The organism is Pseudomonas halotolerans (genome assembly GCF_039581215.1).
Lineage (GTDB): Bacteria > Pseudomonadota > Gammaproteobacteria > Pseudomonadales > Pseudomonadaceae > Aquipseudomonas > Aquipseudomonas tehranensis.
Genome location: NZ_JBCNTJ010000001.1, coordinates 53,163 through 79,278, shown reverse-complemented (window position 1 = coordinate 79,278; position 26,116 = coordinate 53,163). Strand labels below are relative to the sequence as shown.

Below are 26,116 nucleotides of genomic sequence, written 5' to 3'. Positions count from 1 at the left end.
GACGAGTAGCCAGCATTTTGCCAGCATGTGTCGCGCGTTGATAGAGCGCCGGCACTGTTCGTTTCATGCCTGGCTGAGCGGGCGGTGCTTGACCATCTTGGCGGTCGAACCGCGAGCGTCATAGAGCGTCGGGATTTCACCGCCGTTGAGGATGCGCAACTGGTTGGCGGTGGCAGCCTGCTGAACCTGGATTGACTGGCCGTTGCGAGCGTTGGCAGCCTGGCATTGAGCGAGCAGGTCGTTGAGCACCTCGCTTTGGGCCAACAGTTGATCGCCAACCGACGAATGGCTGGCCAGTTGCTCAAGGCCGTCGCGATTGGCGGGCAGGTTGAGGCTGGCGAGGATTTCGCTGCGCTTGCGGCCATGCTGATCGAGCAGAATGATCAATGCCTGTTTCTGCGCCAGAATATTCTCCAGCGACGGCATGTCGCGACCATGCAATGCCAGGGACTCGGCCTGCAGTAACGCCAGCAATTGTTGCGCAGGGGCAAAGTCGTCGGTGATCAGTTGCAATAAATTCGTGTCGTGCATGGCTGGCCTTGGTTCTTAAGCGTCCAAAAGCCTGGCGCTGGCGGTGGCCTAGCGCTGGGCTTCGAAGTTGAGCAGTTTGCTGGCTACACGGTTGCTGTCGACTTTATAGCTGCCATCGGCGATTGCTGCTTTCAACTCGGCCACGCGGGCGTTGTCGACGACAGGTTGATCGCGCAGCTTGTCAGTGACCTTCTGCAACTGCTGAGCCTCATTGCTAAGGTGTACCGACTCCCCGTTGCTGACAGTGGCGGCTTTTTCGGCCTGCGCGGACTTGTCGGTTTCGACGGTTTCCTTGCTGGCATTAGGACGCGTGGTGCCTGTTAGCGGTGAAGAGCTGTTTAAACGATTGAAATCGATGACCATGGTAAAAAACCTCTGGGTATTTGGACGCTTGCCATGTTTTCGGCCACCCCCCAAAAAACTTTAGGCTCATTTATTCAATGAACGTGCGCACGTCTGCGCTTGCCTTTGCGTAAGGCACAGTCTAGGGAACACCGTGGGCAAGCGCCAGCTCTCTACCCATTTCCAGCCGATTGTTACATGGCCACTTCCACATGGCCGGGGGCCATTACCTGCGCCTTGATAACGCGTTGGGAATTAAGGTTTTTCACTCGAATCTGTTCACGCATGCCACCGTTGGATAACGCCTCGCCCGGCATCCGCACGGCCAGGGTCCCACTGCGGGCGGTGATGACCACCTGATCGCCCTTGCGGACCACTTCGGCCTGTTCCAGGTGGACCAAGGTAATGACCTGGTCGGCGACCATTGGTCGGACAAGTTTCTGGCCGATGGCCTGATCGACGGAGGTCAGGAACCCTTGGTTGATCTGGCTGACATCCCGTTCCCGCAGCGTCACGTCCTGAGGCTCGACGATCCCGGCCCGCTTGAGCGGACGGGTGGTGGTGACGATTTCGCGAAACAGGCGCACTTGAGCGGGCACGAACACCGTCCAGGGCGCGGCGCTGTCGCAACGCAGCTTCACCGTGACCCGACCCAATGGTCTGGCCGGGCTCTCCAGAGACGCAGTCAATTCCTTGTCGCACATGGGCATGCGCAGGCGCGGGTCGAGCTGGTTGACTTCGATTTCGTAGCGACCTTCGGTTTGACTGGTTGCCAGGTAGTCTTCTACGGTGAATTCAAGAAAGCCCTGAGTGACGCCGATAAGGAGATCAGGCAAGGTAACCGGAACAGCACCAACGGCAGGGCCGCCCAAAGCGAGCAGGCAGGCAGCCAACAGTGCACCGAGCCAGTGGCGGCAGTGAGTGGTCAGGCGTCGAAAAAATGTCGTTTGTGCGTTCATGCCGGTTCAATAGCAAGCCCCGTGCCGTTTAGTGATGAATGCGCGTCGGACACATTAGCGTTAGGTAGGAGTCAGGGCATGGCGGGAGTAATGGATTCGGTAAACCAGCGCACTCAACTGGTCGGTCAGAATCGCCTGGAGCTGTTGTTGTTCCGTCTCGACGGGCAACAGATGTACGGGATCAACGTATTCAAGGTTCGCGAGGTGCTCCAATGCCCGAAGCTGACCCTGATGCCCAAGTCCAGCCCCGTCGTGTGCGGTGTGGCCAATATCCGCGGAGCAACCATCCCGATTCTTGATCTGGCGATGGCCACCGGTTCGGGGCGGCTGCTGGATCAGAGCAATCCGTTCGTGATCATCACCGAGTACAACACCAAGACCCAGGGTTTCCTGGTGCGCTCGGTGGAGCGCATCGTCAACATGAACTGGGAGGAGATCCATCCGCCGCCCAAGGGCACCGGTCGCGATCACTACCTCACGGCGGTGACCCGGGTCGATAACCAGTTGGTGGAAATCATCGACGTGGAGAAAATCCTCGCCGAAGTGGCACCGACCCCGGAAACGATTTCCGTGGGGGTGATCGACGCCGAAACCCAGCACAAGGCGATTTCACTGCGTGTCCTGACGGTCGATGATTCTTCGGTGGCACGTAAGCAGGTGACCCGTTGTCTACAAACGGTCGGTGTCGAAGTGGTAGCGTTGAACGACGGACGCCAGGCCCTGGATTACCTGCGCAAGCTGGTGGATGAGGGCAAGAAGCCGGAAGAGGAGTTTCTGATGATGATCTCCGACATTGAAATGCCGGAGATGGACGGGTACACCCTGACCTCGGAAATCCGTAACGACCCGCGCATGCAAAAGCTGCATATTGTCTTGCACACCTCGTTGTCCGGTGTTTTCAACCAGGCGATGGTCAAGAAGGTGGGGGCCGATGATTTCCTGGCCAAGTTCCGGCCCGATGACCTGGCTTCCCGGGTGGTCGAGCGCATCAAGGCAGCAGAATAAAGGTCGGGCGCGTTGTGCGCCCGGCAAATCAACACGATGAAAGAGGCGGTATTTTGTCTACGGGTAATTTGGATTTCGAACAGTTCCGGGTCTTCCTGGAAAAAGCCTGTGGCATTTTGCTTGGTGAAAACAAGCAATACCTGGTGTCGAGCCGTCTCAATAAATTGATGGAACAGCAGGGCCTGAAATCGTTGGGCGAACTGGTCCAGCGCATCCAGACCCAGCCACGCAGTGGGTTGCGCGAGATGGTGGTGGATGCCATGACCACCAACGAAACCCTGTGGTTTCGCGACACCTATCCGTTCGAGGTGTTGAAGAACAGGGTGCTGCCGGCGGCCATCAAGGCCAGTCCGGGGCAACGCTTGCGGATCTGGTCGGCGGCCTGCTCGTCGGGTCAGGAACCCTATTCGCTGTCGATGTCCATCGATGAGTTCGAGCGGACCAACATCGGCCAGTTGAAAGGAGGCGTGCAAATCGTTGCCACCGATTTGTCCGGGACGATGCTCAATAACTGCAAGACCGGTGAGTACGACAGCCTGGCCATCGGTCGCGGCCTGTCGCCTGATCGCCTGCAACGCTACTTCGACCCCAAAGGGCCGGGGCGCTGGGTGGTCAAGGCACCGATCAAGAACCGCGTGGAGTTCCGTTCGTTCAACCTGCTGGACAGCTACGCCAGCCTGGGCAAGTTCGACATCGTGTTCTGCCGCAACGTGCTGATCTACTTCTCTGCCGAAGTGAAAAAAGACATCCTGCTGCGCATCCACAGCACGCTCAAACCGGGCGGCTACCTGTTCCTCGGCGCCTCCGAGGCACTGAACGGTTTGCCGGACCATTACCAGATGGTGCAGTGCAGCCCGGGGATCATCTATCAGGCGAAGTGATTCGCTCGGGTTGTCATAAAAACGGGAGTCCTCAGGGGCTCCCTTTTTTATACCTGCCAATTTCCTCCCCACCACCACTGTCCCTGTGGGAGCGGGCTTGCTCGCGAATGCGGTGTGACAGTGACATTTATTTCGACTGATACACCGCCTTCGCGAGCAAGCCCGCTCCCACAATTTGAGTGTCATTTGCCCTTGAGAAGCGGCAGAAAAGCGGCAGCCAGCGGAAACCGATTGCCGCTTTTCTGGCATTGCCGCCTTGCCGATGCCCGCAAAGCCCCGGTTTATGGGGTTTTTGAAAGTGGCACGACGCTTGCTATGTTCATCGTACGTAAATTCTGGTCACCCGAAGGTTTCCAACATGAGCATCAGTTTCGATAAAGCGCTCGGCATCCACGAAAAGGCTTTGAGCTTCCGCGCCCAGCGTGCCGAAGTCCTGGCCAACAACATCGCCAACGCCGATACCCCGAACTTCAAGGCTCGGGACCTGGACTTCTCCAAAGTGCTCGCCGAGCAGAATGAGAAGACCAAGAACGGCCACTTCGCCCTGAACATGACCAACAGCCGTCATATCGAAGCCGAAGGCCTGGGCAATGGCGATGAATCGCTGATGTACCGCACGCCGATGCAGCCTTCGATCGACCAGAACACCGTGGACGCCCAACTGGAACAGTCCAACTACACGGAAAACTCCGTGAACTTCCAGGCCAGCTTCACCCTGCTCAATAGCAAATTCAAAGGGCTGGTATCGGCCCTGCGCGGAGAGTAAGTCATGTCGATTGCGAGCGTATTCAACATTGCCGGCAGCGCCATGAGTGCCCAGACCACGCGTCTGAACACCGTTGCCAGTAACATCGCCAACGCCGAAACCGTTTCGTCGAGCATCGACCAGACCTACCGTGCCCGTCACCCGGTGTTCGCCACCATGTTCCAGGGCGGCCAGTCTGGCGGCAGCGACTCGCTGTTCCAGGAGCAGGATGCCGCGGGCCAGGGCGTACAGGTGCTGGGTGTGGTCGAAGACCAGAGCAACCTCGACGCGCGCTACGAGCCGAACCATCCGGCCGCCGACGCCAAGGGCTACGTCTATTACCCGAACGTCAACGTCGTTGAAGAAATGGCCGACATGATTTCCGCCAGTCGTTCGTTCCAGACCAACGTCGAAATGATGAACACCGCCAAAACCATGATGCAGAAGGTCCTGACCCTCGGTCAGTGATAAGGGGCGAGTCACATGAGCGTCACCAACACTACCAGTGGTTTGAGCCTAAACGAGATTCTGGCCAACTCCTCGGTCAAGACCAACACCACCACCGATGGGCTGGGGGCGGCAACGAACGCAGCTACCGGCTCCCAGGAGCTGGGCAAGGATGCGTTCCTGCAACTGCTGGTCACCCAGCTGAAAAACCAGAACCCGTTGGAGCCGCAGGATAACGGCGAGTTCGTTGCCCAGTTGGCGCAGTTCAGCAGCCTGGAAGGCATCACCACGCTTAACGAGACCGTCAGTGGTATTGCCGGCAACTACAACTCGTCCCAGGCCCTGCAAGCCTCGTCCCTGGTGGGCCGTTCGGTCATCGCCCCGGGTGACAAGGCGGTGGTCGATACCTCCAAGAGCCTTAACGGCACGGTGGTGGTACCGGCCTCGGTGTCCTCGCTCGCGATCAAGATCGCGGACAAGGACGGCAAGACCGTCCGTACGATCGAGCTGGGTAGCCAGAATGCTGGTAACTCGGCCTTCATTTGGGATGGCAAGAACGATGCGGGCACCACCGTTGAGTCGGGCACTTACACCTTCACCGCTTCGACCACTATCGATGACAAACCCGTGTCGCTGATCACCAACCTGCCGGCGACCGTCAGCAGCGTGACGATCAGCCAGACGGGCGGTGAGCTGATGCTCAATCTCGCCGGGCTGGGCAGCATCGCCCTGTCCAAAGTACAAACTATTGGTATGTAGAGCCGACTAAACCGGCAAAAGGAGTGCAACATGTCTTTCAACATCGGCCTTAGCGGTCTCTATGCAGCCAACAAGCACCTGGACGTAACCGGCAACAACATCGCCAACGTGGCGACCACCGGTTTCAAATCGTCCCGTGCGGAATTCGAAGACGTCTACTCAGCTACCAGGCTGGGCAGTGGCAGCAAGACCGTCGGCAACGGCGTGCGCCTGGCCAACGTCTCCCAGCAGTTCAGCCAGGGTGACGTCAACAACACCGGCAACGTACTGGACATGGGCATCCAGGGTTCCGGTTTCTTTGTCCTGAGCAACGACGGCTCCCTGAGCTACACCCGTGCCGGTACGTTCAAGACCGACAAGGATGGCTTCGTCACCAACAGCGATGGTACTGCGCGTTTGCAGGGCTATGGCGTGGATGCCAATGGCAACATCCTCAACGGTATTTTGACCGACTTGCGCATTGACACTTCCAACTTGCCGCCGCAAGCGACCAGCCTGGTTTCGTCGACGATCAACCTGAATTCGACAGCAACGCCGATTTCACAGGCGGCGCCCTACGTACTCGATCCAACCGATACCGCTACGTTCACTAAGCAATTCACCACCCCTGTCTACGATACCCAGGGTAACCAGCATTCCATGGACCAGTACATGGTCAAGACGGGCGCCAACACCTGGGATGTCTACACCCTGATCGATGGTCGTAACCTCAATGGCAGCGCGCCGGTTGCGCCGAACGCTCCCGTTCCTTCTACGATGACCTTTGATTCGAGTGGTAAGTTGGTTCAGGTCAGCACTCCGCCTGCGACCATCAACAACGATCTGGTACTCACTGGCTGGGTGCCTGGCACCGTGACCAACGGCGTGTGGACCGCCAACGGTGCCGGTTCGTCGACGATTACGGTCTCCATGGCCAACACCACCCAATTCAACGCTGACACCGCTCGGTCAATCCCTGCCCAGAACGGCTACGCCACCGGCCAGATCACCAACCTGACCATCGATGGTAGTGGTGTACTGCTGGCCAACTTCAGCAACAACCAGACCAAGCCGATCGGTCAGCTCGCCCTCGCCAGCTTCACCAACGAGCAAGGCCTGCAGCCGGTAGGCGGCAGCAGCTGGAAAGAAACCTTCGCGTCGGGCATCCCGGGCTACGATGCCCCGGAAACCGGCACCCTGGGTTCGATCGTCTCCAACTCCCTGGAAGAGTCCAACGTCAACCTGACCAACGAACTGGTCGAGCTGATCAAGGCCCAGAGCAACTACCAGGCGAACGCCAAGACCATCTCCACCCAAAGCACCATCATGCAGACCATCATTCAGATGGCGTGATATCGATGGTTGCTTGAAAGCTGCACAAGGAGCCCCTCGCACGAGGGGCTTTTTCTTGAGTGCAGGTTTTTGTGGTGCTCGTCCCGGCGCCATCGCGAGCAAGCTCGCTCCCACAGGAGAACGCATTCCAATGTGGGAGCGGGCTTGCTCGCGAAGGCGTCGGCGCATTCAATAGGGTGACTGGCTGAACCCCCGCTTTCGCAAGCAAGCCCGCTCTCACAGGAGGACGCATTCCAATGTGGGAGCGGGCTTGCTCGCGAAGGCGTCGGCACATTCAATAGGGTCACTGGCTGAACCCCCGCTTTCGCGAGCAAGCCCGTTCCCACAGGGATTTTCAGTGAGCGCAAATCTTGCGAACGAACCGGAACCAATGTGGGAGCGAGCTTGCTCGCGATGGGGGCAGCCCAGTCCCTACTTTTCTCAAGGCAAAAGAAAACCCCCGATCAGTCCAGCGAACTCATCGGGGGTTCCTTTTAGCAAGCGCCTTGCGGCGCCCACCCACTCAGCTTATTGGCAAGCTTCGCAATCCGGCTCGTCAATCGCGCAGGCCTTTGGCACGGGGGCCGGGCCGGCAGGAGCTGCCAGGACCGAATCGTCACCGTGGTTGCCGCCGCTGGAAACCGCGTTCAGCTTGCCGGTGTTGATGGTCGACTTCTCAGTGCTGGTGGCCGCCAAGGCACGGAGGTAGTAGGTGGTTTTCAGGCCACGGTACCAAGCCATGCGGTAGGTCACGTCCAGCTTCTTGCCCGAGGCGCCGGCGATGTACAGGTTCAGCGACTGAGCCTGGTCGATCCACTTCTGGCGACGGCTGGCGGCGTCGACGATCCACTTGGTGTCCACTTCGAACGCGGTGGCGTAGAGCTCCTTGAGCTCCTGCGGGATGCGCTCGATCTGCTGAACCGAACCGTCGTAGTACTTCAGGTCGTTGATCATGACCGAGTCCCACAGACCGCGAGCCTTGAGGTCGCGAACCAGATACGGGTTGATCACGGTGAATTCGCCCGACAGGTTCGATTTCACATACAGGTTCTGGTAGGTCGGTTCGATCGACTGCGACACGCCAGTGATGTTGGCGATGGTGGCGGTCGGTGCGATGGCCATGATGTTGGAGTTACGGATGCCTTTCTGTACACGGGCGCGAACCGGTGCCCAGTCCAGGGATTCGTTCAGGTCAACGTCGATGTATTTCTGGCCGCGTTGCTCGATCAGAATCTGTTGCGAGTCCAGCGGCAGGATGCCTTTGGACCACAGCGAACCCTGGAACGTCTCGTACGAGCCGCGCTCGTCGGCCAGGTCGCAGGACGCCTGGATCGCGTAGTAGCTGACCGCTTCCATGGACTTGTCGGCGAACTCCACCGCAGCGTCCGAACCGTACGGGATGTGCTGCAGGTACAGGGCGTCCTGGAAGCCCATGATGCCCAGGCCGACCGGACGGTGCTTGAAGTTGGAGTTCTTCGCTTGCGGCACCGAGTAGTAGTTGATGTCGATCACGTTGTCGAGCATGCGCACGGCGGTGTTCACGGTGCGTTGCAGCTTGGCGGTGTCCAGCTTGCCATCGACGATGTGGTTCGGCAGGTTGATCGAGCCCAGGTTGCAGACGGCGATCTCGTCCTTGTTGGTGTTCAGGGTGATCTCGGTGCACAGGTTCGAGCTGTGGACCACGCCCACGTGCTGCTGCGGGCTGCGCAGGTTGCACGGGTCCTTGAAGGTCAGCCATGGGTGGCCGGTTTCGAACAGCATCGACAGCATCTTGCGCCACAGGTCTTTGGCCTGGACGACTTTGAACAGCTTGATCTTGTTGTACTCGGTCAGGGCTTCGTAATACTCGTAGCGCTCTTCGAAAGCCTTGCCGGTCAGGTCGTGCAGGTCGGGGACTTCGGACGGCGAGAACAGGGTCCACTTGCCGTCGTCGAAGACGCGCTTCATGAACAGGTCAGGGATCCAGTTGGCGGTGTTCATGTCGTGGGTGCGACGACGGTCATCACCGGTGTTCTTGCGCAGCTCGATGAACTCTTCGATGTCCATGTGCCAGGTTTCCAGGTAGGCACACACCGCGCCTTTGCGCTTGCCGCCCTGGTTGACCGCGACGGCGGTGTCGTTGACCACTTTGAGGAACGGCACGACGCCCTGGGATTTGCCATTGGTGCCCTTGATGTAGGAGCCCAATGCGCGAACCGGGGTCCAGTCGTTGCCCAGGCCGCCGGCAAATTTGGACAGCATGGCATTGTCGTGGATGGCGCCGTAGATGCCCGACAGGTCATCCGGCACGGTGGTCAGGTAGCAGCTCGACAGTTGTGGACGCAGGGTGCCGGCGTTGAACAGCGTCGGGGTCGAGGCCATGTAGTCGAAGGACGACAACAGGTTGTAGAACTCGATGGCGCGGTCTTCACGCTGCTTCTCTTCGATCGCCAGGCCCATGGCCACGCGCATGAAGAAAATCTGCGGCAGTTCGAAACGGATACCGTCCTTGTGGATGAAGTAACGGTCGTACAGGGTTTGCAGGCCCAGGTAAGTGAACTGCTGGTCACGTTCGTGGTTGATCGCCTTGCCGAGTTTTTCCAGGTCGAACTCGGCCAAAACCGGGTTCAGCAATTCGAATTCGATACCCTTGGCGACGTAGGCCGGCAGGGCCTTGGCGTACAGGTCGACCATCTCGTGGTGGGTCGCGCTCTCGGCGACTTCCAGGAAGCTCAGGCCTTCGGCACGCAGGGTGTCCATCAGCAGGCGGGCGGTCACGAAGGAGTAGTTCGGCTCGCGTTCCACCAGGGTGCGTGCGGTCATCACCAGTGCGGTGTTGACGTCCTTGAGGGCGACGCCGTCATAGAGGTTCTTCAGGGTTTCGCGCTGGATCAGGTCGCCGTCGACTTCTTCCAGGCCTTCGCAGGCTTCGGTGACGATGGTGTTCAGGCGGCCCATGTCCAGCGGCGCGAGGCTGCCGTCGGCACGTGCGATGCGGATCGAAGGGTGAGCCAGCACCGGGGCGTCAGCCGGGGTGCGGATGGCGCGCTCCTTGGCGCGGGAATCACGGTAGATCACGTAGTCACGCGCCACTTTCTGCTCGCCGGCACGCATCAGGGCCAGTTCGACCTGGTCCTGGATTTCTTCGATGTGGATGGTGCCACCCGACGGCATGCGACGCTTGAAGGTCGCGGTGACCTGCTCGGTCAGGCGGGCCACGGTGTCGTGGATGCGCGACGAAGCGGCGGCGGTGCCGCCCTCAACTGCGAGAAACGCTTTGGTGATGGCGACGGTGATCTTGTCATCGGTGTAAGGAACGACAGTGCCGTTACGCTTGATCACACGCAGTTGGCCAGGCGCGGTGGCGGCCAGATCCGGGTTCGAATCGGCGGCCAGCGGCGCGCTGCCCTGCGGGTTCTCGCGAGTTGTGTCGGTGTGCATGGGTGTCTCCACATTCTCTATGTTTGTTTGGGCACCATCACGGTGCCCACCGTTCCGTCCTGAAGCACTACAACCGACTGGCGCCGGGTATAACAACTTCGGGACAGTAGGAAGCAGGCCTGAATACCGCTTCCTTCCGAAGTTCTGGGCTTCGAGCCTGGGCTCGAAACCGGATTGCAGAGGTGCCTGCAATGGACTGCAACACCCGTACCGTTCTGGTCATTTTCGACCTTGAAACAGTGGCCATCCGCAGAGGGCGGTCTGGTCGTGGGGGAATGCGGTGTTTCAGTCGGACAAAGGCAAGAAAAGCGCTTGAATTCTCTGTCCGACTTGTGTTTGGTTTTTAGCTGAAAACCCTACATGTAGGGTTTTTTACGCGACGGGCTACAAGATAATGCGTTTTGGGGGATGAATGCAACGTGCTACCTGTGGATAAGCCTGTGCGTAATTTGTGTGCGAAACGTGGAACCGCTCTGTAGGCCGCGACCTTGCTGGAGTGGACCTTTTTTCATCGTTTTGACGATCCGAAAACAGCCCGGTGTTTTTTGCGGGCGCGGACGTTACCACACAAATCCCGCGCGACCGAACGCATTTGTCCGCTTGTTTTATGCAGGGCCGACGTTTATACAATCGGCCCGTGCATGGGCCCGCTTATCCTCCTTTCACATGACAAAAAGAGGAGCGGGGCCAGGATTCGAATATCCGGAGCGAACGGCTACTGGTGGCGAGGGGATTTATCCCCGCTGGGCTGCGGAGCAGCCCTGAAACGGGCGACTATGGTGTGTCAGACGGAATGCGGGGGCCGCTTCGCGACCCAGCGGGGATAAATCCCCTCGCCACAGGTTAGTGCTGATTCGATAGTGCTCATCCAGATACAGATCCTTCCTTTATTCTCACAACAAGACGAGGCCCCCCCGTGGAACAAGAAGCCTGGCAAGTATTGATCGTCGAGGATGACCAGCGGCTGGCCGAGCTGACGCGTGAGTACCTGGAAAGCAACGGCCTGCGCGTGGCCATCGAGGGCAACGGTGCGGTGGCGGCGGCACGGATCATTGCCGAGCAGCCGGACCTGGTGATCCTCGACCTGATGCTGCCCGGCGAGGACGGCCTGAGCATCTGCCGCAAGGTGCGCGAGCATTACGACGGGCCGATCCTGATGCTCACTGCCCGCACCGACGACACCGATCAGATTCAGGGCCTGGACCTGGGCGCCGACGATTACGTCTGCAAGCCGGTGCGGCCACGCCTGCTCCTGGCCCGCGTCCAGGCCCTGTTGCGACGCAGCGAACCGGAACCGGCCACGCCGCAAAAACCACGGCGCCTGCAATTCGGTCCGTTGGTGGTGGACAACGCCTTGCGCGAAGCCTGGCTGCAAGACCACGGCATCGAGCTGACCAGTGCCGAGTTCGATCTGCTGTGGCTGCTGGTGTCCAATGCCGGACGCATCCTCTCCCGGGAAGAAATCTTCACTGCCCTGCGTGGCATCGGTTACGACGGCCAGGACCGCTCCATCGACGTGCGCATCTCGCGTATCCGCCCCAAGATCGGTGACGACCCGGACCATCCACGGCTGATCAAGACCATTCGCAGCAAGGGGTATCTGTTCGTTCCTGAAGCTTGCGTAGACCCGATACCGTGAACTCGATCTTCCTGCGCATTTACGGCGGCATGTGCGCGGCCCTGGTGCTGGTGGCGGTGCTCGGTGTGCTGGCCCTGCATTTGCTCAACCAGACTCGCAGTGAGCAGTACCGCGAGCGTCTGGCCCACGGCACGTTTTCCTTGATGGCCGATAATCTGCGGCCCATGAACGACACCGAGCGACGCCGGGCCCTGGCGGTGTGGGAGCGCCTGCTGGGCATTCCCCTGGCGTTGCAGACTTACGCCCAGACCGATCTGGATCTCGGCCAGCGCACCCGTGTCCTGCGCGGCCAGGCCCTGGTGGAGCAGACCGGGCCCCATGCGGCAAAAGTCTATCGGCTGGTCAGCGACGGCGAAAAACTGATGCTGGTCGGGGAAGTCCGCCAGATCAGCGAGCAACTGGCCCGGGCAACTATCTACCTGCTGGCCGATGAGTTGGTGCGCTACCCGGTGGCCGAGCAGCCTGAACGCCTGGCGCAACTCAAGCAGGAAAAAGGTTTCGGGTTTGACCTGCGGCTGATGACCCTCGCGCAGGCGGACATGGACGAAGACCAGCGTCGTCGCGTGGCCGAGGGCGACACGGTCATGGCGCTGGGCAAGGGCGGTGACTCGATCCGGGTGTTCGCCGGCATGGTCGGTACGCCGTGGGTGTTGGAAATCGGCCCGTTGTACCAGATGAACCCTTACCCGCCTGAGTGGCTGGTGCTGATCGCGGCGCTTGGGTTGAGCCTGATCGGGCTGATCGTTTACCTGTTGGTGCGCCAGTTGGAGCGACGCCTGCGTGGTCTGGAATCGGCGGCTACCCGGATCGCCCAGGGCAGCCTGGAAACCCGAGTGCCGGCCCGCGGTGCCGACTCTGTCGGGCGACTGGCCGCCGCGTTTAACGGCATGGCTGAGCACTTGCAGCAGTTATTGGCGATCCAGCGTGAGCTGGTGCGCGCGGTGTCCCATGAGCTGCGCACGCCGGTGGCGCGCCTGCGTTTTGGTCTGGAGATGATCGGCAGCGCCACCACGCCCCAGGCCCGGGACAAATACCTGGCGGGTATGGATCACGACATCGAAGACCTGGATCGGCTGGTGGACGAGATGCTGACCTACGCGCGACTGGAGCAGGGTTCGCCGGCGTTGAACTTCCAGCGCGTGGATCTGGATGCGCTGGTCAATCAGGTGATTGAAGAATTGGGGCCGCTTCGGGCCGGGATCACGGTCGAACGCGGCCTGTGCCTGTCTGCCGCTGATTGTGATGGCGCCTGGGTCGAGGCCGAGCCGCGCTTCCTGCATCGGGCCCTGCAGAATCTGGTGAGCAATGCGATGCGTCACGCCAGTGCCCGGGTGACGGTCAGTTACCAGGTGGGTCAGTTACGTTGCCGGGTCGACGTCGAGGACGACGGGCCCGGCGTGCCGGAGGCGGCGTGGGAGCGGATCTTCAAGCCCTTCCTGCGCCTGGACGACAGCCGGGCCCGAGCTTCAGGTGGCCATGGATTGGGGCTGTCGATCGTGCGGCGGATCATCCACTGGCACGATGGCCGGGCGTTGATCGGCAAGAGCAAAAGCCTGGGTGGGGCGTGTTTCAGTTTGAGCTGGCCGAGGCATCAGGACAGGTCTTGAGGTCAGTGGTGAAGGGTGGGACGCTATCGCGGGCAAGCCTTGCTCCCACAGAGTGCATGGTTTTCCCTCTAAATGTGGTCTCCTGTGGGAGCAAGGCTTGCCCGCGATGGGGCCCTCATTAGCACCACAAATCTCAGGCCTTGATCCCCACCAGACTCAACAACTGCCCATCCTTCACACCAAACTGCGCTGACAGCTCATGGCCATGACCCCACTCGGCCGACAGGTCGGTGAGCAACCGCAACCGAACCTGTCCGCCGTGAGTCCATTCCAGCACTTCGGCATGCTCGAAATAAAAGCGTTGCCTGACGATCGGGTACAACGCCTTGAACAGGCTTTCTTTCACAGAAAAGGTCAAAGTCACCAGCAATGCCCGGTCACCTTGCGGGGTCGCGGCCATGCGCAGCAGTTCCGGCGGGGTGAGGATTTCACCGGCCAGGCGCTCGGCGCGCTCGGGGTCGAGCAGGTTTTCCAGGTCCATGCCCAGCCCTTGCCAATGGTCTTTTCTGGCGACGATGGCCGCTGCCCGGCCGGTGCTGTGGGTGATCGAGCCACTGACATGGGCCGGCCATACCGGGGCGCGGTCGTCAGCGATGGCCGGCACGCAGATCTGCCCGTCCAACTGATGGAGAGCCGCCCGAGCGCAGATCCGTCCAGCCAGGAATTCCGCCTGACGCTTGGCCACCGAACGCTGGATGCTTGCCGGCGGTTCGATGGCGCTGTTGGGGAAGTCATTGCCGGTCAGCAGCAGTGGATCAAAGCAGGTGCTCAGCAGCACTGTATCGGACAAGCCTTCGGGCAACAGCCATTGATCATCCAGAGGCGTGCAGCAGGCGGGCAGGGCGGGGAGTGCGTTCATGGCCGGCATTTTGCCGGGTTGCCTTGGAACTGGATAGTGGCGACGCAATTGGCCCCGTAGGAGCTGCCGAAGGCTCGGGCCGCGTTCGGGCGATCTTTTGATCCTTGATCGCGACTCAATGGTCTGGGACAAGATCGCAGCCTCGTTGCACTCGTCAGCTCCTACCGGGGACACAAAGTTCTCTGCTACGGGTGATGTGTCAGTCAAAAATCTTCTTGAAGAACTTCTGCATGTCCGCCCAGGATTTTTCATCGGCCTCTTTGTTATAGCCAATGTCCGGCCCGCCATGTTCGCCGTGACTCAGGCGGTCGGCATCCGGGTTGCTGAAGCCGTGTTTGGCGCCTTCAAGGTTGACGAATTTGTAGTCGGCACCGGCCTTGTCCATTTCGCTCTTGAACGCGGTGACGTTGTCCGGGGTGACCATGCTGTCCAGCGCCCCATGTTCGACCAGGATCCTGGCCTTGACGCTGCCAGGCGTCGCCGGGGTATTGGTGACCAGCGCGCCGTGGAAACTCACCACACCGGCCAGCGGAACGCCCTGGCGCGCCGCATCCAGCACCACCTTGCCGCCGAAGCAGTAACCGATGGCGGCGATTTTGTCTGGGTCGGTGTGGGGTTGTTTCTTCAGCAGGTCGAGCCCGGCCTGGAACCGCGCACTGGCCGCCTTGCCGTCCTTGAGGGCGGCCTGCATGAACGCCATGGCGTCCTTGGGATGTTCGGTGTTCTTGCCGTCGCCGTACATGTCGATGGCCAGCGCGCTGTAGCCCAGGCCCGCGAGGTCACGGGCGCGGCGCTTGGCGTAGTCGTTCAGGCCCCACCATTCATGCACAACCACCACGCCTGGGCGCGGGCCTTTGACGGCGTCATCGTAAGCGTAGTAGCCGATCAGCTTCGTGCCGTCGGCACTGGTGTAGGGGATCTCCTGAGTCTGGATGGCGGCGTGGCTCGCACCGCTGACGATCAGAAGAATAACTGCAAGCAACCTGCTCATGACGGAGCTCCTTGAATAATGGTCCGCACAGATTAGCCGATTCATTCAGCGCAGGTTCAGAGAACGTTCAAGGGGCATTCAGGGACCGTTGGTTAACGTGGCGTCGTCTTCACACTTCACCCACGCTTCAAAGGAGCTTGACCATGACTCAAATGAAGAAACTGCTGCTGGCCTTTACCGTGCTGGGCGCCAGCGCCATGGCCCACGCCGACGACAACTTCGCCAGCCTGACCCTTGGCCAGACCAGCGATAAGATCAACAAGTCCAATGCCCTGAACAGCAACCTGAATCACCCCAACGCCGACGGTATCATCGGCAAGGACACCACTTATGGCGTCCGGCTGGGCCGGCAAAACGACCAGGGTCGCTACTACGCCACGTACGACAACGTCTCGGGCACGCACAATGGCATCAAATTGCGCCAGGAGAACCTGCTGGGCAGCTACGATGTGTTCTATCCGGTCACCGGCACCACCAAACTGTTCGGCGGTGGTACGGCGGGCCTGACCAAGCTGACCCAGGACTCCCCTGGCTTCAGCCGCGACAGTGACATCGGTTACGCGGTGGGCTTGCAGGCCGGCGTCGTGCAGAAAGTCTCGCAGAACACCTCGCTGGAACTGGGTTACCGTTACCTGCGCAGCAACGCCAGCACCGAGATGAGCCCCCACGGTGGCGCCAAGGTCGGGTCGCTGGACCTGACCAGCAGTGCCCAAACCTATCTCTCCGCCAACTACACGTTCTAAGCTTGGGGGGCGAGCGTGGTCAGCCGGATCGGCCCAAGACGATCCGGCGCTCTTTACGAGAACCGATGTGCATCACTGGATTGTTCGATTTGCCTGGGAGAGCCCATGAAACTACTGGTCGTCGAAGACGAAGCCTTGCTGCGTCATCACCTGCAAACCCGTCTCACCGACAGCGGCCATGTGGTGCAGGCCGTGGCCAATGCCGAAGAGGCCTTGTATCAGGTCGCGCAGTTCAATCACGACCTGGCGGTGATCGACCTGGGCCTGCCGGGCATCAGCGGGCTGGAGCTGATCCGCCGGCTGCGTTCTCAGGACAAGACGTTCCCGATCCTGATCCTGACCGCCCGCGGCAACTGGCAGGACAAGGTCGAAGGCTTGGCGGCCGGTGCCGACGACTACGTGGTCAAACCGTTCCAGTTCGAGGAACTGGAGGCCCGCCTGAATGCGCTGTTGCGCCGCTCCAGTGGTTTCACCCAATCGACCATCGTCGCCGGTCCGTTGCTGCTGGACCTCAACCGCAAGCAGGCGTCGCTTGGCGATGAACCGCTGGCGCTGACGGCTTATGAATATCGGATCCTGGAATACCTGATGCGCCATCATCAGCAGGTGGTCGCCAAGGACCGCTTGATGGAGCAGCTGTATCCGGATGACGACGAGCGTGACCCCAATGTCATCGAAGTGCTGGTGGGGCGCCTGCGGCGCAAACTGGAAGCCCCGGCCGGCTTCAAGCCCATCGAAACCGTACGGGGCCTGGGTTACCTGTTCAACGAGCGTTGCCAGTGATTCGTTCGCTACGGCTGCGGTTGATGCTGGCCGCCATGACCCTGGCGGTATTGTTCATGCTGGCACTGCTGCCGGCCATGCAAGGTGCGTTCAGCCTGGCCTTGCAGGAGTCCATCGAACAACGCCTGGCGTCGGATGTGACCACGCTCATTTCCGCTGCCCGCGTGGAAAACAACCGCTTGAAGATGCCGGCGCAGTTGCCCGATGAGCGCTTTAACCTCGCCGACGCCCGTCTGCTGGGCTACATCTATGATCGTGATGGGCGTCTTGTGTGGCGGTCCAAGGCCACTCGGGAAGAGAACATCAATTACGCGCCGCGTTACGACGGCCAGGGCAATCAGTTCGCGCGTATCCGCGAAGACAACGGCCAGGAATTTTTCGTCTACGACGTCGAAGTCAAACTGCTCGGCGGCCAGAGCGCGGCGTTCAGTTTCGTTACCCTGCAACCGGTGCGCGATTACGAAGTGACGCTCGACGGCCTGCGGGAAAATCTCTACCTGGGCTTCGGTGCCGCACTGGCAGTGTTGTTGGCCCTGTTGTGGATTGGCCTGAGCTGGGGGCTTCGCGCGTTGAGGCGCCTGAGCCAGGAACTGGACGAAATCGAAAGCGGTAGCCGGGAAAGTCTCAGCACCGAGCACCCGCGGGAACTGTTGCGCTTGACCGGCTCCCTCAACCGCCTGTTGCAGGGCGAGCGGGAACAGCGCAGCCGATATCGTGACTCCCTCGATGATTTGGCCCACAGCCTGAAAACCCCGCTGGCGGTGCTGCAAGGCGTCAGTGAAGACATGGCCCGGCGCGCCGAGGACCGTGGGCAGGCCTGGGTGCTGCAAAGCCAGATCGAGCGCATGAGCCAGCAGATCGGCTATCAGTTGCAGCGCGCCAGCCTGCGCAAAAGCGGTCTGGTGCGCCATCAGGTGCGCTTGCGCCCGGTGCTGCAAAGCCTGTGCGATACGCTGGACAAGGTCTATCGCGACAAACGTGTCAACGTCAGCTTCGATCTGCCGGAGCAGTGCCATGTGCCGATCGAGCAGGGCGCCTTGCTGGAAATGCTCGGCAATCTGTTGGAAAACGCCTATCGGCTGTGCCTGGGCGAGGTGCGCATCAGCGTGCATCAGACCCTCGGCGGCATTGAACTGTGTGTCGAGGACGACGGGCCGGGTGTGCCGCCGGATCAACGCGCACGGATCCTGCAGCGTGGCGAGCGCCTGGATCGCCAGCATCCGGGTCAGGGCATCGGACTGGCGGTGGTCAAAGACATCATCGAAAGCTACGGCGCCCGGTTGACCCTGGGGGATTCAGAATTGGGCGGGGCGGCTTTCAGGATTCTTTTTTCGGTGGTTTGACTTCTAACGGATACCTGCTGGAATCAGACCTGTGGGAGCATGGCTTGCCCGCGATGGCACTCTCGAGGGCGCCATCGCGGGCAAGCCATGCTCCCACATTTTGATCTGAGGCGCGCGCGGGTTGTGTGTCCACTGAAAATCAGCAACCCCTCCATCAATTCTCCTGCTCCCGATAAGCCCCCGGCGTCACCCCTGTCCATTTCTTGAAAGCCCGGTGAAACGCCGACGGCTCGGAGAACCCCAGCTGTTCGGCAATCTGTTGCAACGACAGGTCGGCGCGTCCCAGATGGTAGATGGCGATATCCCGCCGCAACTGATCCTTGAGTTCCTGGAAGCTGGTGCCTTCCTCCCGCAGATGCCGACGCAGCGTCTGCGGACTGATGTGCAAATGCGCGGCGACAGTGTCCAGATCCGGCCAACGTGCGGCGTCGCGGCTGAGCAGGCGGCGTAGCTGGCTGGTCAGGCTGTTGCCATCGTCAGGGCGTGACAGCAGGTCGGCGGGGGAGTGTTCGAGGAAGTGTTTGAGGGTTCGTTCGTCCTGCAACAACGGCATATCCAGGTAGCGACTGTGAAACAACAGGCTGCACCGTTGCGCCTGGAACACCAGCGGGCAGGGGAATAACAAATCGTACTCGGCCCCATGGGCCGGCTTGGCATAACTGAAGGTCGCCTGTTCCAGGCCGATTCGCTGGCCGATCAGCCAACTGCCGAGGCGATGCCAGATCACCAGCAGGCTTTCGGCCAGGAAATGGTCGGGGTCGCGCAGAGTGGACTCATCCAGGCTCAGGCGCACCCGATCCCCTTCGGCCTCCAGTGTCAGGCTCGGGGCGTCGGGGAACAGGCTGTAGAACAACAACCCGCGCTGAAGCGCCTTGCCCAGGGTTCGGCAGTGGATCAACGCGTGGCACATCATCGCAAACGTCCCGGGTTTACTCGGGGCCAGGCCAAACCCCAAGTATTCGTCCTCCAGAGCCAGCCGCAAGGCCTGCAACAGGCTGGCGAACTGCGCGGGCGCCAAGCGTGCTCGCGGCTCGTCCAACAGCTCGGGGCTGATGCCCAGCTGTTGCAGCAAGGGAACGTAATCGAAACCTTGTCGGCGCGCGCCACCCAGGGCGGCGCGGGCGAAGTGGCTGGCGATGGTGCGTTGGCGCATGGCAGGAATCCGTTTATTGAGCGGCCGATGGTAGCAGGGGACTTCAGCGCAACAAGGCGGATATCCGCCAAATCCCGGAGCGGAAACTGCTCTGTGGGCGGAAATCCGCCATCTGCGTTTGGGGGGCAGGTGTGTTTAGCGACGTGTAGCCCTTATGGCTCAAGGGCTGTAGGCATTTTCCGGAAAATGGCATGGGCCTTGCGATAGGCATCCGCAGGTCTGCCGCCGTGCAGCCGCCAAAACAAATCCCTCCAATGCAGGAGGGTTCGCAATTGAGGTTTCGTGGACGACAGGTGGATGTTGTCACACGGGACGCTTGAGGAAGGTTTGCCATGACGACTCGTCAGCCACTGTACAAATCCCTGTATTTCCAGGTGATCGTAGCCATTGCCATCGGCATTTTGCTCGGTCACTTCTATCCGCAGACCGGCGTTGCCCTCAAACCGCTGGGTGACGGATTCATCAAACTGATCAAAATGGTCATCGCCCCCATCATCTTCTGTACCGTTGTCAGCGGTATCGCCGGCATGCAGAACATGAAGTCGGTGGGCAAGACCGGTGGCTACGCGCTGCTGTACTTCGAAATCGTCTCCACAATCGCCCTGTTGATCGGCCTGGTCGTGGTCAACGTCGTGCAACCGGGCGCCGGCATGCACATCGACGTGACGACCCTGGACACCAGCAAGATCGCCGGTTACATCTCGGCCGGTAAAGACCAGAGCATCGTGGCCTTCATCCTCAACGTGATCCCGAACACCATCGTCGGCGCGTTCGCCAACGGCGATATCCTGCAAGTGCTGATGTTCTCGGTGATCTTCGGTTTCGCCCTGCATCGCCTGGGTGCCTACGGCAAACCGGTACTGGACTTCATCGATCGCTTCGCCCACGTGATGTTCAACATCATCAACATGATCATGAAGCTGGCGCCCGTCGGTGCGTTCGGTGCCATGGCGTTCACCATCGGCGCCTACGGGGTCGGTTCGCTGGTGCAATTGGGCCAGTTGATGATCTGCTTCTACATCACCTGTGTGGTGTTTGTGCTGGTGGTACTGGGCGCCATCTGCCGGGCCCACGGCTTCAGCGTCGTCAAGCTGATCCGCTACATCCGTGAAGAGTTGTTGATCGTGCTGGGCACGTCCTCGTCGGAATCGGCCCTGCCACGCATGCTGATCAAGATGGAGCGTCTGGGCGCGCAGAAATCCGTGGTGGGTCTGGTGATCCCGACCGGCTACTCGTTCAACCTCGACGGCACTTCGATCTACCTGACCATGGCGGCGGTGTTCATTGCCCAGGCCACCGACACGCCGATGGACCTGACTCACCAGATCACCCTGTTGCTGGTGCTGTTGCTGTCGTCCAAAGGTGCTGCCGGCGTGACCGGTAGCGGCTTCATCGTGCTGGCGGCCACCCTGTCGGCCGTGGGTCACCTGCCGGTGGCCGGCCTGGCGCTGATCCTGGGCATCGACCGCTTCATGTCCGAAGCCCGCGCCCTGACCAACCTGGTGGGCAATGCTGTCGCCACCATCGTGGTTGCCAAGTGGGTCAAGGAACTGGACGTAGACCAGTTGCAGAGCGAACTGGCTTCCGGCGGTCGCGGTATCTCCGATACCCGTGAAGAAGACGACCTGGGCGTGGCCGAAGGCCCAACTCCAGCTGGCGTGAAGTAACCTTTCGCAGCAATAAGAAACCCGCTTCGGCGGGTTTTTTATTGGGCCCGGGTTCTCAAGGCGCGAACACTTTTGTGGCGAGGGGATTTATCCCCGCTGGGCTGCGCAGCAGCCCCTACAAATGCACGCAGGTGTATCGGGCAAATGCCAGAGGGCCGCTTCGCGCCCCAGCGGGGATAAATCCCCTCGCCACAAAGGATCTGCGCCAGCCTTGAGCGCAATGGTCAGCCAGACTGACCCCTGCGGTAATTGCCCCACCGCCAACCCCTGCCTAGTCTTGAGTCCATCATCCCTCGGAGATCGCCCATGCAAGGCCCACTGGCATCGCTCAAGGTTCTGGACTTCTCGACCCTGCTGCCCGGCCCGTTCGCCTCGCTGTTGCTGGCGGACATGGGGGCCGAAGTGTTGCGCATCGAGTCGCCGACCCGCCCGGACCTGTTGCGGATACTGCCGCCCCATGATCAGGGCGTCTCGGCCAGCCATGCCTACCTCAACCGCAACAAGCGCAGCCTGGCCCTGGACCTCAAGCAGCCGGCGGCGCTGGAGGTGATCAAGCAGTTGCTGGGCGATCACGACATCCTGCTGGAACAGTTCCGCCCCGGCGTGATGGAGCGGCTGGGCCTGGGATACGAAGCCTTGAAAGCCATCAATCCCCGGTTGATCTACGTGTCCATCACCGGCTACGGCCAGACCGGGCCCTACCAGGACCGCGCCGGCCACGACATCAACTACCTGGCCCTGGCGGGACTGGCCAGCCAAACTGGGCGTGCCGACGCCGGGCCATTGCCGCTGGGCATCCAGGCGGCGGACATCGCCGGTGGCTCACTGCACGGGGTGATCGGGCTATTGGCGGCGGTGATCGCCCGTCAGCAAACGGGGCACGGCCAGCATCTGGACGTAAGCATGACTGACTGTGTGTTCAGCCTCAACGCTTTGGCCGGTGCCGGTTACCTGGCCTGCGGCGTGGAACCTGAGTGGGAAAACCAGATGCTCAACGGTGGCAGCTTCTATGACTATTACCGCACCCGGGATGGCCGTTGGATGTCGGTGGGCAGTCTGGAGCCGGCCTTCATGCAGGCGTTGTGCGGGGCGTTGGGGCGACCGGAATTGGCGGCCCACGGGCTGTCGCCCAAGCCGGAACAGCAACAGGCGCTCAAGCAGGCACTGCAAACGGAGTTTGAGAAGCATGATTTTGCCGAGTTGTGCCGCTTGTTTGCCGGAATCGATGCCTGCGTAGAACCGGTGCTGAGCCTGGGAGAAGCGCTCAATCATCCGCAACTGCAGGCCAGGGATGTGGTGATTCAAGTGCCTCGTGGCGATGGTTCGAGTCAGGCGCAGATGGCCTGTCCGTTGAAGTTCTCCCAAGGCTTGCCCGAGCCTCGGCATATCGGCGCGGAACTGGGAGCGCACACGGATCAGGTGTTGGGGGAGTTGGGGTTCAGTGTTGAGCGGATTGCTCACTTACGGAGTGCCAAGGTGATTTTGTAGTGCCCTTTAGGGCCTCTTCGCGAGCAAGCCCGCTCCCACATTGGATCTTCGGCGTTCACAATTCCTGTGGGAGCGGGCTTGCTCGCGAAAGGGCCAGCCCAAACACCACAAGAACCGGCTACTCCACCCGCGTCTCCCCACTGAACACCAAGGTATTGCGGCAACTGCGGCACAAGTAGCGCCGTCCCTGGCGCACCAGGCTGTGACGCTGGGCCGAGAAGGGGAAGTCGCTGCCGTCGCAGGGGCACTTGTAGATGTAGCGGGTCACGCTGCGGCGCTTGATCTCGTAGGTATGGCAGCGGTTGGGCGGCAGTTCGTACACGCCGCGCATGATCAGTTGCCATTCTTCGCCGTGGGGCTGAATGCGTTCACCAAACAGCTGATGGGCAATCAGGTGCGCGACCTCGTGGGCGACGGTCTGCTTGAGGAAGTCTTCGGCGTTTTCCCGGTACAACTGTGGATTGAAGCGCAGCAGATTCTCATGCAGGTGCGCGACACCGGCCTTCTGGCCACGCAATTTGAAGCTGACCACGGGGCGTTTGAAAGGACGTTTGAAAAAGGTTTCGGCTTGTTGGTAACACTCTTCGACGCGGGTATTGAGTTGCTCAAGCATGCTGTACGGGTCTCCAGAGGCTCGAGTATGCCGCAAGCGCCGGCCGTTGCGAATCGCCCAGACGCCCAGTGGTCGTTTCAACCGCGCCAAACACAGGAAGGCCGCCTTGCGGCGGCCTGTGTTGGCAGATACTGCTTTGTTTTCAGGAGGGAACCCTGAGCGGGTTAGAACACTTCAGTTGGTGTATACCGGACCGACGCCCAGCCCCCAGACGATCACCGTGAACGCCATGATAGCCACCAGCACCACCAGGCCCACGGCGAGCACCGAGCTGGAAAACAGAAAACCCTCGTCCTGAGGAATATTCATGAAGGTGGGCAGGCCCACATACAGCAGGTAGACGGTGTAGCAGATGGCCGCCGTACCGACGATCATCCCCAGCCACATGTGCGGATAGAGCGCCGCCAAGCCGCCGATGAACAACGGGGTCGCGGTGTAGGTGGCGAATGCGACGCAGCGCGCCAGGCTGGGATTGGCGTCATAGGTGCGGGCCATCCAGTGCACGAAGGCGCCCATCACGGCCACACCGCCCAACATGGCGAGGTACGACATGATGGTCATCCACAGTGCGCTTTCCATGGTCAGCATCACCGGTGGCCGGTTGCCGATGACCCATCCCACCTGCGTGGTGCCGATAAACGCCGAAACAGCCGGAATGGCCGCCAGGATCAGCGTGTGGGTGAGGTACATGTGGCTGATGCTTTCCTCCTGATCGCCACGGATTTCTTTCCATTCTTGATCAGGGTGGGTAAAGAGCCCCACGACATGATGGATCATAGTCAGTCACTCCTTTGTTATTGCCATCGCCCCCCAACGGAGCGCCTACGGGCCAAACGGCCGAGTAAGTACAGGTCTGTAAGTGTGTGCGACCTTATGTCGCAGTATAGAAAGGAGTTCTCGCCAGGGGGATGGGGGGCTTAGAGCAAATCGCGCTGTAGGAAGGTGTGTTAATCGCCGATGAGTCTGTGCACCGCTCCGGCTGGCAGGAACTCTCCTGTGGCGAGGGGATTTATCCCCGTGGGGTGCGAAGCGCTCCCAATCCATTGATTCCTCAGTAGGTCAGCCCTGATAAGGGGGGGCTGCTGCGCAGCCCAACGGGGATAAATCCCCTCGCCACAATAGCGTCCGTCATGAGCTTTCGCCGAAAGGGGATTTTTTGCGTAAAATGCCGGCCTTTCGTCACACCTCACGGATTTCGCGTCATGGGCACTCTTACGGTCAACCAGAACAAACTGCAAAAGCGCCTGCGCCGCCAGGCCGGTGAGGCGGTCGCTGATTTCAATATGATTGAAGACGGCGACAAGGTCATGGTCTGCCTGTCCGGCGGCAAGGACAGCTACACCTTGCTCGATGTGCTGATGCATTTGCAGAAGGTTGCGCCGATCAAGTTCGACATTGTCGCGGTGAACATGGACCAGAAACAGCCCGGTTTCCCCGAGCATGTGTTACCGGCCTACCTTCAATCGCTGGGCGTGGATTATCACATCGTCGAGAAGGACACCTATTCGGTGGTCAAGGAACTGATCCCGGAAGGCAAGACCACCTGTTCGCTGTGCTCACGCCTGCGTCGCGGCACGCTCTACACCTTTGCCGACCAGATCGGCGCGACCAAGATGGCCCTGGGGCACCACCGCGACGATATCGTCGAGACCTTTTTCCTGAACATGTTCTACAACGGCTCGCTCAAAGCCATGCCGCCCAAGCTGCGCGCCGATGACGGGCGCAACGTGGTGATCCGCCCGCTGGCCTACTGCAGCGAGAAAGACATCCAGGCCTATTCGGACTTCAAGCAATTCCCGATCATCCCTTGCAACCTGTGTGGCTCCCAGGAAAACCTGCAACGCCAGGTGGTCAAGGAGATGCTGCAGGAGTGGGAGCGCAAGACCCCGGGCCGCACCGAGAGCATTTTCCGCGGCCTGCAGAACGTCGTTCCGTCGCAACTGGCGGACCGCAACCTGTTCGACTTCACCAACCTGCGCATCGACGAAAGCGCCACGCCGCGATTCGTCAACGTGGTGAACCTCTGAGGAGCTCAACGGCTCCTATTCACGGCGCTCGTGGCCAGGCCACTTAGAGCGCCGTTTTCATTTCCGACCCCAGGAGAGGGCATGCGCGATTACAAGTGGCTGCACGAATATTGTCTGAACCGCTTCGGTTCGGCGGCTGAACTGGAAGCCCACCTGCCTGTTCCCAAGACCCCAGCCCAACTGCGCAAGATCAGCGATGACCGCTACCTCTCGACCCTGGCGTTGCGAGTGTTCCGCGCCGGGCTCAAGCACAGCCTGGTGGACGCCAAGTGGCCGGCCTTCGAAGAGGTTTTTTTCAAGTTCGACCCGGAAAAAGTCGTGCTGATGAGCGCCGAGCACCTGGAACGGCTGATGCAGGACGCGCGGATCATCCGCCACTTGGGCAAGCTCAAAAGCGTGCCGCGCAACGCGCAGTTGATATTGGACGTGGCCCATGAAAAAGGCAGCTTCGGCGCGCTGATCGCCGACTGGCCGGTGACCGATATCGTGGGCCTGTGGACCTACCTGAAAAAACACGGCCATCAACTGGGCGGTTTGTCGGCGCCGCGTTTTTTGCGGATGATGGGCAAGGACACCTTCGTGCCCAGTTATGACGTGGTAGCCGCGCTCAATGCGCAGGACATCATCGACAAAGTTCCCACCAGCCTGCGGGATCTGGCGACGGTGCAAAGGGCCTTCAACCAGTGGCATGAAGAGAGTGGTGGAAGGCCGATGAGCCAGATTTCAATGATGCTGGCGTATACCGTCAATCATTGAAATCGAGTCGCTGCCTTCGCGAGCAAGCCCGCTCCCACACTGGCTCC

The 26,116-nt window shown here is 60.5% G+C and carries 24 protein-coding genes; 15 read left to right on the top strand and 9 right to left on the bottom strand.

Annotated elements, in window-relative coordinates; all coding sequences use genetic code 11:
* Positions 1-63 precede the first annotated feature (63 nt).
* The 3 genes from AAIS01_RS00380 to flgA all read right to left on the bottom strand — a co-directional run bounded on the left by AAIS01_RS00380 (position 64) and on the right by flgA (position 1,832).
* Complete coding sequence (locus AAIS01_RS00380; RefSeq protein ID WP_343467353.1) at positions 64-531, bottom strand: flagella synthesis protein FlgN; 468 nt, start codon at positions 529-531, stop codon at positions 64-66.
* 48 nt (positions 532-579) lie between these two features.
* Positions 580-894 carry a flagellar biosynthesis anti-sigma factor FlgM gene (gene flgM, locus AAIS01_RS00375; RefSeq protein WP_343467352.1) on the bottom strand — a complete coding sequence of 105 codons (315 nt, stop codon included), beginning with the start codon at positions 892-894 and terminating at the stop codon, positions 580-582.
* 173 nt (positions 895-1,067) lie between these two features.
* Positions 1,068-1,832, bottom strand: a complete 765-nt coding sequence (gene flgA, locus AAIS01_RS00370; RefSeq protein WP_343467351.1) for a flagellar basal body P-ring formation chaperone FlgA — start codon at positions 1,830-1,832, stop codon at positions 1,068-1,070.
* Positions 1,833-1,910: 78 nt separating this feature from the next.
* Here flgA and AAIS01_RS00365 point away from each other — a divergent pair, with 78 nt between their 5' ends.
* From AAIS01_RS00365 to flgE, 6 genes are all read left to right on the top strand, one after another.
* Complete coding sequence (locus tag AAIS01_RS00365) at positions 1,911-2,837, top strand: chemotaxis protein CheV (RefSeq protein WP_214915347.1); 927 nt, start codon at positions 1,911-1,913, stop codon at positions 2,835-2,837.
* Positions 2,838-2,890: 53 nt separating this feature from the next.
* Positions 2,891-3,718: a protein-glutamate O-methyltransferase CheR gene (cheR, locus tag AAIS01_RS00360; protein ID WP_210640156.1), complete on the top strand. Its 828-nt coding sequence runs from the start codon at positions 2,891-2,893 to the stop codon at positions 3,716-3,718.
* 358 nt (positions 3,719-4,076) lie between these two features.
* A complete protein-coding gene (gene flgB / locus AAIS01_RS00355; RefSeq protein ID WP_092392904.1) occupies positions 4,077-4,484 on the top strand; it encodes a flagellar basal body rod protein FlgB in 408 nt (135 codons plus the stop codon).
* Between the two features lie 3 nt (positions 4,485-4,487).
* The gene (flgC, locus tag AAIS01_RS00350; protein WP_014339780.1) at positions 4,488-4,931 is read left to right on the top strand and encodes a flagellar basal body rod protein FlgC; all 444 of its coding nucleotides are present in this window, start codon (positions 4,488-4,490) and stop codon (positions 4,929-4,931) included.
* Positions 4,932-4,946: 15 nt separating this feature from the next.
* Positions 4,947-5,669: a flagellar hook assembly protein FlgD gene (gene flgD, locus AAIS01_RS00345; protein WP_343467350.1), complete on the top strand. Its 723-nt coding sequence runs from the start codon at positions 4,947-4,949 to the stop codon at positions 5,667-5,669.
* Between the two features lie 30 nt (positions 5,670-5,699).
* Positions 5,700-7,001: a flagellar hook protein FlgE gene (gene flgE, locus AAIS01_RS00340; RefSeq protein WP_343467349.1), complete on the top strand. Its 1,302-nt coding sequence runs from the start codon at positions 5,700-5,702 to the stop codon at positions 6,999-7,001.
* 507 nt (positions 7,002-7,508) lie between these two features.
* Here flgE and AAIS01_RS00335 read toward each other — a convergent pair.
* Positions 7,509-10,400 carry a ribonucleoside-diphosphate reductase subunit alpha gene (locus AAIS01_RS00335; protein WP_214915357.1) on the bottom strand — a complete coding sequence of 964 codons (2,892 nt, stop codon included), beginning with the start codon at positions 10,398-10,400 and terminating at the stop codon, positions 7,509-7,511.
* Between the two features lie 916 nt (positions 10,401-11,316).
* Here AAIS01_RS00335 and AAIS01_RS00330 point away from each other — a divergent pair.
* Together AAIS01_RS00330 and AAIS01_RS00325 are read left to right on the top strand one after the other, a co-directional pair.
* Positions 11,317-12,039 carry a response regulator gene (locus tag AAIS01_RS00330; protein ID WP_214915359.1) on the top strand — a complete coding sequence of 241 codons (723 nt, stop codon included), beginning with the start codon at positions 11,317-11,319 and terminating at the stop codon, positions 12,037-12,039.
* Positions 12,036-13,646: an ATP-binding protein gene (locus tag AAIS01_RS00325; RefSeq protein WP_343467348.1), complete on the top strand. Its 1,611-nt coding sequence runs from the start codon at positions 12,036-12,038 to the stop codon at positions 13,644-13,646. Before AAIS01_RS00330 ends, AAIS01_RS00325 begins: the two co-directional genes overlap by 4 nt.
* Positions 13,647-13,779: 133 nt before the next feature.
* Here the strand turns inward: AAIS01_RS00325 and AAIS01_RS00320 are convergent, their stop codons facing one another.
* Both AAIS01_RS00320 and AAIS01_RS00315 read right to left on the bottom strand, forming a co-directional pair.
* Entirely contained in the window at positions 13,780-14,505 is a 726-nt protein-coding gene (locus AAIS01_RS00320) for a 4'-phosphopantetheinyl transferase family protein (RefSeq protein ID WP_343467347.1), read from the bottom strand.
* Between the two features lie 199 nt (positions 14,506-14,704).
* Positions 14,705-15,496, bottom strand: a complete 792-nt coding sequence (locus AAIS01_RS00315) for a dienelactone hydrolase family protein (RefSeq protein ID WP_343467346.1) — start codon at positions 15,494-15,496, stop codon at positions 14,705-14,707.
* Positions 15,497-15,639: 143 nt separating this feature from the next.
* Between AAIS01_RS00315 and AAIS01_RS00310 the strand changes: the two genes are divergently transcribed.
* The 3 genes from AAIS01_RS00310 to AAIS01_RS00300 all read left to right on the top strand — a co-directional run bounded on the left by AAIS01_RS00310 (position 15,640) and on the right by AAIS01_RS00300 (position 18,365).
* Positions 15,640-16,239 carry a hypothetical protein gene (locus AAIS01_RS00310; RefSeq protein WP_343467345.1) on the top strand — a complete coding sequence of 200 codons (600 nt, stop codon included), beginning with the start codon at positions 15,640-15,642 and terminating at the stop codon, positions 16,237-16,239.
* 105 nt (positions 16,240-16,344) lie between these two features.
* Positions 16,345-17,022 (top strand): response regulator, encoded by a 678-nt coding sequence (locus AAIS01_RS00305; protein WP_092457244.1) that lies wholly within the window; start codon positions 16,345-16,347, stop codon positions 17,020-17,022.
* Positions 17,019-18,365, top strand: a complete 1,347-nt coding sequence (locus tag AAIS01_RS00300) for an ATP-binding protein (RefSeq protein WP_092457241.1) — start codon at positions 17,019-17,021, stop codon at positions 18,363-18,365. The genes AAIS01_RS00305 and AAIS01_RS00300 overlap by 4 nt, the downstream gene beginning before the upstream one ends.
* A gap of 154 nt (positions 18,366-18,519) precedes the next feature.
* Here the strand turns inward: AAIS01_RS00300 and AAIS01_RS00295 are convergent, their stop codons facing one another.
* Entirely contained in the window at positions 18,520-19,518 is a 999-nt protein-coding gene (locus AAIS01_RS00295; RefSeq protein WP_343467344.1) for an AraC family transcriptional regulator, read from the bottom strand.
* Between the two features lie 332 nt (positions 19,519-19,850).
* Between AAIS01_RS00295 and AAIS01_RS00290 the strand changes: the two genes are divergently transcribed.
* Both AAIS01_RS00290 and AAIS01_RS00285 read left to right on the top strand, forming a co-directional pair.
* On the top strand, positions 19,851-21,185 hold the full coding sequence (locus tag AAIS01_RS00290; protein WP_092402712.1) for a dicarboxylate/amino acid:cation symporter: 1,335 nt from the start codon (positions 19,851-19,853) through the stop codon (positions 21,183-21,185).
* 306 nt (positions 21,186-21,491) lie between these two features.
* The gene (locus tag AAIS01_RS00285) at positions 21,492-22,673 is read left to right on the top strand and encodes a CaiB/BaiF CoA transferase family protein (protein ID WP_343467343.1); all 1,182 of its coding nucleotides are present in this window, start codon (positions 21,492-21,494) and stop codon (positions 22,671-22,673) included.
* A 118-nt stretch (positions 22,674-22,791) separates the two neighbouring features.
* On the opposite strand, the gene AAIS01_RS00280 is transcribed toward AAIS01_RS00285, so the two are convergent.
* Together AAIS01_RS00280 and AAIS01_RS00275 are read right to left on the bottom strand one after the other, a co-directional pair.
* Entirely contained in the window at positions 22,792-23,286 is a 495-nt protein-coding gene (locus AAIS01_RS00280) for a SprT family zinc-dependent metalloprotease (RefSeq protein ID WP_047228744.1), read from the bottom strand.
* A 174-nt stretch (positions 23,287-23,460) separates the two neighbouring features.
* Positions 23,461-24,063 (bottom strand): Yip1 family protein, encoded by a 603-nt coding sequence (locus AAIS01_RS00275; protein ID WP_343467342.1) that lies wholly within the window; start codon positions 24,061-24,063, stop codon positions 23,461-23,463.
* A 425-nt stretch (positions 24,064-24,488) separates the two neighbouring features.
* Between AAIS01_RS00275 and ttcA the strand changes: the two genes are divergently transcribed.
* Positions 24,489-25,313, top strand: coding sequence for a tRNA 2-thiocytidine(32) synthetase TtcA (gene ttcA / locus AAIS01_RS00270; protein ID WP_343467341.1), 825 nt, complete (start codon positions 24,489-24,491; stop codon positions 25,311-25,313).
* A gap of 81 nt (positions 25,314-25,394) precedes the next feature.
* A complete protein-coding gene (locus tag AAIS01_RS00265) occupies positions 25,395-26,069 on the top strand; it encodes a DNA-3-methyladenine glycosylase I (RefSeq protein ID WP_343467340.1) in 675 nt (224 codons plus the stop codon).
* The last annotated feature ends 47 nt before the right edge of the window (positions 26,070-26,116 follow it).